This is a genomic window from Companilactobacillus furfuricola (genome assembly GCF_003946325.1).
Taxonomy (GTDB): Bacteria; Bacillota; Bacilli; order Lactobacillales; family Lactobacillaceae; genus Companilactobacillus; species Companilactobacillus furfuricola.
This window is the reverse complement of record NZ_RHNT01000077.1, coordinates 1-7,220: the sequence shown is the minus strand read 5'-3', so window position 1 is coordinate 7,220 and position 7,220 is coordinate 1. Positions and strand designations below refer to the sequence as shown.

At 38.7% G+C, this 7,220-nt stretch carries 7 protein-coding genes; 3 read left to right on the top strand and 4 right to left on the bottom strand.

What is annotated here, in order from left to right:
* Window positions 1-227: 227 nt before the first annotated feature.
* The 3 genes from EKM78_RS12095 to EKM78_RS12085 all read right to left on the bottom strand — a co-directional run bounded on the left by EKM78_RS12095 (window position 228) and on the right by EKM78_RS12085 (window position 4,169).
* Complete coding sequence (locus EKM78_RS12095; protein WP_125772563.1) at window positions 228-974, bottom strand: glycerophosphodiester phosphodiesterase family protein; 747 nt, start codon at window positions 972-974, stop codon at window positions 228-230.
* An 80-nt stretch (window positions 975-1,054) separates the two neighbouring features.
* A complete protein-coding gene (nagA, locus tag EKM78_RS12090; protein ID WP_125772561.1) occupies window positions 1,055-2,212 on the bottom strand; it encodes an N-acetylglucosamine-6-phosphate deacetylase in 1,158 nt (385 codons plus the stop codon).
* An 898-nt stretch (window positions 2,213-3,110) separates the two neighbouring features.
* Window positions 3,111-4,169 carry a D-alanine--D-alanine ligase gene (locus EKM78_RS12085; protein ID WP_125772559.1) on the bottom strand — a complete coding sequence of 353 codons (1,059 nt, stop codon included), beginning with the start codon at window positions 4,167-4,169 and terminating at the stop codon, window positions 3,111-3,113.
* A 277-nt stretch (window positions 4,170-4,446) separates the two neighbouring features.
* Between EKM78_RS12085 and EKM78_RS12080 the strand changes: the two genes are divergently transcribed.
* Window positions 4,447-5,397 (top strand): DUF1002 domain-containing protein, encoded by a 951-nt coding sequence (locus tag EKM78_RS12080; protein ID WP_125772557.1) that lies wholly within the window; start codon window positions 4,447-4,449, stop codon window positions 5,395-5,397.
* A gap of 101 nt (window positions 5,398-5,498) precedes the next feature.
* Here the strand turns inward: EKM78_RS12080 and EKM78_RS12075 are convergent, their stop codons facing one another.
* Window positions 5,499-6,182 (bottom strand): ribonuclease H family protein, encoded by a 684-nt coding sequence (locus EKM78_RS12075; RefSeq protein ID WP_125772555.1) that lies wholly within the window; start codon window positions 6,180-6,182, stop codon window positions 5,499-5,501.
* A gap of 80 nt (window positions 6,183-6,262) precedes the next feature.
* Between EKM78_RS12075 and EKM78_RS12070 the strand changes: the two genes are divergently transcribed.
* Window positions 6,263-7,012, top strand: a complete 750-nt coding sequence (locus tag EKM78_RS12070; RefSeq protein ID WP_125772553.1) for an alpha/beta hydrolase — start codon at window positions 6,263-6,265, stop codon at window positions 7,010-7,012.
* 49 nt (window positions 7,013-7,061) lie between these two features.
* Window positions 7,062-7,202, top strand: a complete 141-nt coding sequence (locus EKM78_RS12895; protein ID WP_164507351.1) for a hypothetical protein — start codon at window positions 7,062-7,064, stop codon at window positions 7,200-7,202.
* Window positions 7,203-7,220: the final 18 nt, after the last annotated feature.

Here is a 7,220-nt window from a genome sequence, read left to right as displayed (position 1 = left end):
ATCTTGATGAATTTCTTGATGGCTAACCAAAGTACAACAAGAACCGATAAACCGCTAAGTGAAATTTCATGGCTGACGGTCGAATTCCTTCCACCCCCACTACCTAAACAGCAGTAGACTGTTGGTTTGGGTGGGACTTGTTGTTACTTTTAATTTGTTCTCTTATTCGTGGAAAAAAAATACGGGCAGTTCCTTATTACTTTCCGTTTATTATTTGAATTGGTCTACTAGTTTCCTAGTAAGTCCTTCATTTGGTCTGCTTTGTTCGTGAAGATGCCGTCTACTCCCCAGTCTAACAATTGTTGGGCTCTTTTTTTGTCGTCTACTGTCCAGACGTTGATTTGGTAATTGTACTTTTTCATCATTTGGATTTTTTCTTTGGTCAGTTCTCGGTCATCTGGATGGATAATTTTGGCGTGACATGCTTGCATGGTTAAATTCCAATCGTCTTGGATGGCTTGGTGTTCGAATAAGACGGCGTATTTTAAGTCTGGTCTTTGTTGATACATTTTCTCTAACATTATTGGACTGAAGCTGGATATTATTAGGTCGATGTTTTCGTCTAATTTATCTAGTGCCCTTGCAAATTTTAATACTAATTTGTCGGCTAAATAGTTGGCGTCATCACCTACTACTCCTTTTAGTTCAATGTTAGCGTTGATTTTATTCTTATTTAAAAAATCGATCAGTTGATTTAACGTTGGGATCTTTTCACCTTTGAATTTTGGATCATACCAAGATCCAGCGTCTGCTTGTTTGACTGTCGCTGTATCTACGGTCTCAATCGAGCCGGTTTGGTCAGTTGTTCGATCTAGTTTATCGTCATGGATAATGAAGACGTCCTCATCTTTAGTGATGCTTAAATCAGTTTCGATCCAATTTAAGCCATTTTCTACCACTGCTTCAAAAGCCGGCATGGTATTTTCTGGTGCTAAAGTTGGAATCCCACGATGGGCAAATATTTTCTTAGTCATAATTTCCTCCAAATAATTACATTTTAGAACTTTTGGGGAACAAAAAGGACAATTCAGATGAATTGCCCCCAGATTATTTATTATGCTTGATATCTTGAAACACCATCAAGATATGTTTCTGAAAGTGTCATGTCATCATCTAAAACGATAAAGTCAGCATCGCGACCTTCTTTGATCATTCCACATTTCTCTTGAATACGTGAACTCTTAGCAGCTGTGTAACTTGCCATTTCTACAGCTTCTTCAGCAGTAGCGATGTTCCAATCAACAACATTCTTGATTGCATCCTTAAGTAACAAGATCGAACCAGCAAGGTTGTGTGTTTCGTCCTTAAGACGAGCTGTTCCGTTTTCAACGACAACAGGTAATTCGCCAAGAACATAGTCACCTTCTGGCATCAAACCAGCACGCATACAATCAGTGATCAAGGCGACATGTTCGGCACCCTTCTTTTCGATAACAACACGAGCAGCAAATGGGTTAACGTGGTAACCATCACAAATCAACTCATTATCAACCAAGTGCATTGAAAGAGCAGCACCAACCATACCAGGAAGACGGTGGTTCAAACCGCTCATTCCGTTATAAGTATGAGTAAAACCAGAAGCGCCAGCTTCAACACAAGCCTTAGCTTGTTCAAAAGTAGCATCACTGTGACCAAGTGCAACTGCAACCTTATCAGAAGCAACCGCAGCAGTAAATTCAACTGCGCCTTTTCTTTCAGGAGCAATAGAGATCTTCTTGATCAAACCATGAGCGGCATCTTGCCAGTCATTAAATTCGTCAACATCAGGGTCACGCATATATTTAGGATTTTGAGCACCCTTATGCTTTTCAGTATAGAAAGGACCCTCAAAATGAATACCTTGGATCTTAGCACCAGTGGCTTTGGAAGCATTGTCACCAATCATTGCACAAATATCACGCAATTGATCGTGAGAAGCAGTCAAAGTAGTAGGCAACCATGAAGTAACCCCAGCTTTCAACAAACCTTCAGACATTTCATTAAGCTTATCAAAATCATTATCCATAACATCATGACCACAAAGACCATGAATATGAGTATCTACTAAACCAGGAGCAATAAATTTGTCAGAATAATCAACAATCTTGCCCTCAGGCTTTTGGTCTTCTGGCAAAAAGCGACCAAATTTAGCGTCATCAGTAACTTCAAGATAACCGCCATTCTCAGTAGTGTTAGGTAAAAAGAACTTCTTAGCATGAATGTAATAAGTCATATTCAATCCTCCAATGATTATATTCATAGTATAGCAGTTTTTAGTGGTCTATACCAGAGAAAAAGTAATCAAATTATTGACATTTTCAAACAAAAAAATCAATACCAAAAATCACTAAAAACGCATAAATACCAATAATAGAAGCAGGGACAAAATCACTATAACACCAAACAAGTGAAAAAATAAACAAGTACCAGCCATCCCAACAAAAATCAAAAAAGAAATAAAAAAACAAGGCGAGAATTCGAGGAACGAGAATTCAAGCCAGAATCAATTAAAAAGAGCAAAAACAAAACATAAGAACCAGGCAAAAGCAGGAGGAACGAGTGCGCGAGCCATAAAAGAAGGCAAGCGAAGAAAAAAGTAATCGATCTTATCTAACCAACAAAATAAAGTAAAACAGCAACCGTAATGTAAGTCAGGAAACAAAATGAGCGGAGCAAAGTCCCGCGAACCGAGGAAAAATTAAGTAAATCAAACAAAGAATATATTCTAATAATAAAAGGAAGCTCCTACTCCCCACCAGAATAGATAAAGCCTGAGATAGACATGTGACAAATAGGACGCACAAACAGTGCCAACTTGATCAAAATAAATCGGTAAAACTCAACCAAAGGGGGAATTGTCTCCATCTAGACGAAGGAGCTTAGAGAAAGACCGAGTTTTGAGATGCCTGGGTGAACTTCCCAGGTAGCTCAAAATCGCGTCGGCAGCGTTCCAGTGGCTGTATCCCCGGGCCCCGGAGTCGGCATTGAACGTACAACCAAAATACTACCTCCACTCCAGCTAACCAAACAAACTAACAGACCTCCAGCAAAATAAAACGCTTCTGTCTGCCATAGCTCTCTTACATTTTTACAATAAAAAAAAGCCTCCAATAAGAGACTTAATTTCAAATCTATCCTTCAAGTTCTTCATAATACTGCAACTTACTCTTAATAATCCGGTCGCAAAGTTCAGGATAACTAATCCCAACAGCTTCAGCTTCACGAGGCATCAATGACCGAGGAGTCATACCAGGCAAAGTATTAGCCTCCATAACATAAATATCACGATCACGAACCAAGAAATCAACACGACCATAGCTAGTCATTCCAAGAGCTTCAAACGTCTGCAAAGCCACCTCTTGCATCTCTAAATGAATATCTTCATCCAAGTCTTCTGGAGGTGTAATAAAATGCGTCACAGTATTCTCAGTAAATTTATGTTGGAAATCATACCAACCAGTATCAACAGTGATCTCAACTGCAGGCAACACTTGTCCATCAACGATAGCAACTGAGAACTCACGGCCCTTAATAAATTCTTCCAATAAAGCTTCCTTATCAAATCTCAAAGCATCAGCAACCATAGCTTGAAGCTCTGATTCGTCTTTGATGATATGTGTACCAACACTTGAACCACCATTAGATGGCTTAACTACCATTGGGAAACCAAATGGAATCTCATCTTTAGTGATCTTGCTAGTCTTTGTAGCAATAAACTTAGCTGTCTTGATCTTGTTTTGAACGAAAACTTCTTTAGAGAACTTCTTGTCCATGGCAAGAGCTGAGGCTAAAGTACCACTTCCGGTATAGCGAATGTCGAAAACATCTAAGACAGCTTGCATCTTACCATTTTCTCCGTCTTCACCGTGAAGACCTAAGTAGACCATATCTGCATGTTGGCAGACCTTTAATACGTTCTTTCCTAATAAACCGCGAGTGCCGTCAGTTCTGAGTGCATTGATCTTTTCGTCAGTTAAGACTTCATCGTCAATGACCAATTTTGCTTCATCTTCTGGTTCTGTGTGGAATAATGCATCGATTTGATCATCTTCGATATCAATTCCTAAAAATGAGTCGATATTTGCGACTGCATAACCTTTACTTCTTAAGGCATTTGAGATTTTAACACCTGAAGATAAAGAAACATTTCTTTCGGTACTTCTACCACCTGAGAGAACGACAATTTTCATGCGTGTTCACCTATTCTTTCTATTCTATTTTCGAATTTAAGCGTGTTCCTAGAACCTATAGAATATCACAAATCAAACAGATTCTCTACAAAAATCAGCAACAAAGCTCATAATGACAACGTTATGCAAAAATATTTTTTTAAAAAAGCTTGTGCAACAACATTTAGCAATTGATTATTTTATATTTTTTTAATGGTACGATTGTGGAGAGATTTAGAAATATTCTCGAATTTTTCATATTTTTCTGGTTTAATTAGATTTAAGGAGGGCTTTAATTGTGAAAAAGCTAAGAGTAATTTTATTAAGCATTGTCTCGATCCTTGCATTAGGGATTTTTGCCTCATCGAGCAATCTAGCTAAGGCTGACGATACCTTGAAAGATCCTGTGATGACATTAGGAACATCACTAACTTCAGATCAACGTCAAGGTACGATCAACGCCCTATCTTCTCAAATGAGCAATAGTAACTATTCGACTTTAACAGTCAATGGTGACACTTTGGTCAAATATTTGAATCCTAGTGGTAGTTCATTCACTAGTAATTCTGGTGTCTGGTCATCAGCCCTGATCGAACCTACTTCAAGCGGTTCCGGTATCAATGTAAATATCGTTAACTACAATGGTAAGAACAACATTACTACTATAACAGCTGACCAATATCGTAATGCTGCTTTAACTGCTGGTATTGCTGACGCTAACATTTACGTTACCTCAGCTACACCGATCGATGGTTCAGGTGCTTTAGCTGGTATTTACGCCGCTTACCAAAAAGACGGTAATTCATTAAACCAAAGCCAAGTCAACGCTGCTCAAAATGAGATGGGTGTCTTAAGTGGTATCACACAAGCCAACAAAGGTACTGATGGCTATACTGACCAGCAATTGAATAATGCCGTTGCTGGTATGAAATCAGACTTAGCTAAAGCTGGTACGAACGTATCAAAGACTGAGATCACTAATATTGTTAACAACAATTTACAACAAAACAATTTGCAAAATATTATTAACAATAATCAAAAGACTCAATTGATCAATTTGATGGTTCAGATCAAGGATTCTGGAGCATTGAATAGTTCAAACTTTAAGCAACAAGCACAAAAGCTAAGCAGTGATATCACTAGCAAAGCTAAGAATATTTTTGATAAATTAAACACTCAAGAAAATCGTAACTTCCTTCAAAAGATCTGGGACGGCATCGTTTCATTCTTTAAAGGATTGTTTAACTAATAAGTTTTCCGACCTAACTAGTTATTTATTCATGCAAAAAAGCTGACGTAGGATTTTTCCTAAAGTCAGCTTTTTTTGCGTCTAAATTATTGGTGTGATTCCTACATTTTGTCCATAGTTTCATTCAACAAAGCATCAACACGATTGTTCCCTTCATCTTGCGCGTGTCCTTTAGTCCAGCTGAAACTCTTGTTGGTGATAGTTGGTAATAGTTGATCGAGCTCTTTCCACAAGCCGACATTTTTAGGTGCAGTCCCATCAGCTTTTTTATAGCCTCTTCTCTTCCAACCGTTTAGCCAGCCCTTAGTTATCGCATTTAACACGTATTGTGAGTCTAAAACAAAGATAGTTTTTTCATTTTGGAGATTTTCTTCATTGAGTCGCTTGATACTTTCTATCAAACCGAGGATCTCCATCCGATTATTAGTCGCACCAAATTCACCAGCGGTTCCCTCAAAAGTTTTACCTTGGTGGTTAATGTGAAAAGCCCAAGCTGCCTTATCTGTAGTCTTTACGTGGCCACCTTTATAATTTCCATGATTCCTCGAACCACCATCGGTGTATACTACGGTTGAATAATCATCTAAGTTTTCTGGTTCCCTTTGATGCGATTTCTTTTTCGTTGGATAATTGTCTTTGCCTTTTAAAAATTCTTGTGCTTCAGCTTCGGTCTGGAAGCTCTTATAACGGGCGTTTTCAAAGCCATTCACTTGCTTTTGACATTCTGGCCAAGAACGGTAGATGCCAGGATTTCTACCTCGTCTTACTGCATAATATTTTTGCACTGATGATACCTCACTTATGAATAAATTTTATGAAAAAAACTTTCTTATATACTATAATTATAAGTTGATAGGGTGAAAAAATGAAAAAAAATCAGCGACCAGTGTTGTATGTTCACGGATTCCGTGGGGGCGATTATACAACCGATAAGATGGTCAAATCAGGATTAAAGTATACTGGAAAAAGCGAATTTCTTAAAGCGTTGATCAATTGGCGCGGTCAAATTACTTATGAGGGTGCTTGGACTGAGGATGAAAGTCCCATTATTCAAGTTGTGTTCCAAAATAAATGGGTCGGTGAAAATCAAATCGCTCATTGGCTGACTCGTTTGTTGATCGATTTGCGCAAGAAGTATCAATTTGAAGAATACGACGCTGTTGGGCATTCTCTGGGAGCGGTGTCGTTGGTGATCGTTAATTTGTTTGAGAAACGCCATAGTTATATGCCTAAGATGCATAATTTGGTTTTGATCGCCGGGCCTTTTAATGGGGTTTTGGGATTGAACGACTTACCTAATATTAATCGGATCACGGCTGATGGGCGGCCGGCTTTTATGAGTCCTACTTATTTTCGGATTTACTTGAATCGGAATAATATTTCTTCTCGGTTGAAGGTTTTGAATATTTATGGAAATGTTGAGGATTATTCTAATAGCGATAAGTATGTTTCGGTTACTTCTGCTTCTTCGATTGCCTATGTTTTGCGGTCTCGTGTTCGGGAGTACTATGATATGCCTGCTGTTGGGGAGAAAGCTGAGCATTCTTTGATGCATGATGATTCGGATATTTTGCAGAAGATTAATTTGTTTGTTTATGCTCCGGATGGTGATTAGTTGTCGGCCTTTTGGTCGGCTTTTTTTATTGTAAAGATGTAAGTGAGCTATGGCAGACAGAGGAGTTTTGCTTGGGGGACGTTTTGTTAGTTTAGTTAGTGGGATAGAGGTAGTATTTTGGTTGCTACGTTCAATGCCGACTCCGGGGCCCGGGGATACAGCCACTGGAACGCTGCCGACGTCTATTTGAGCTCCTCGAAGAAGACCA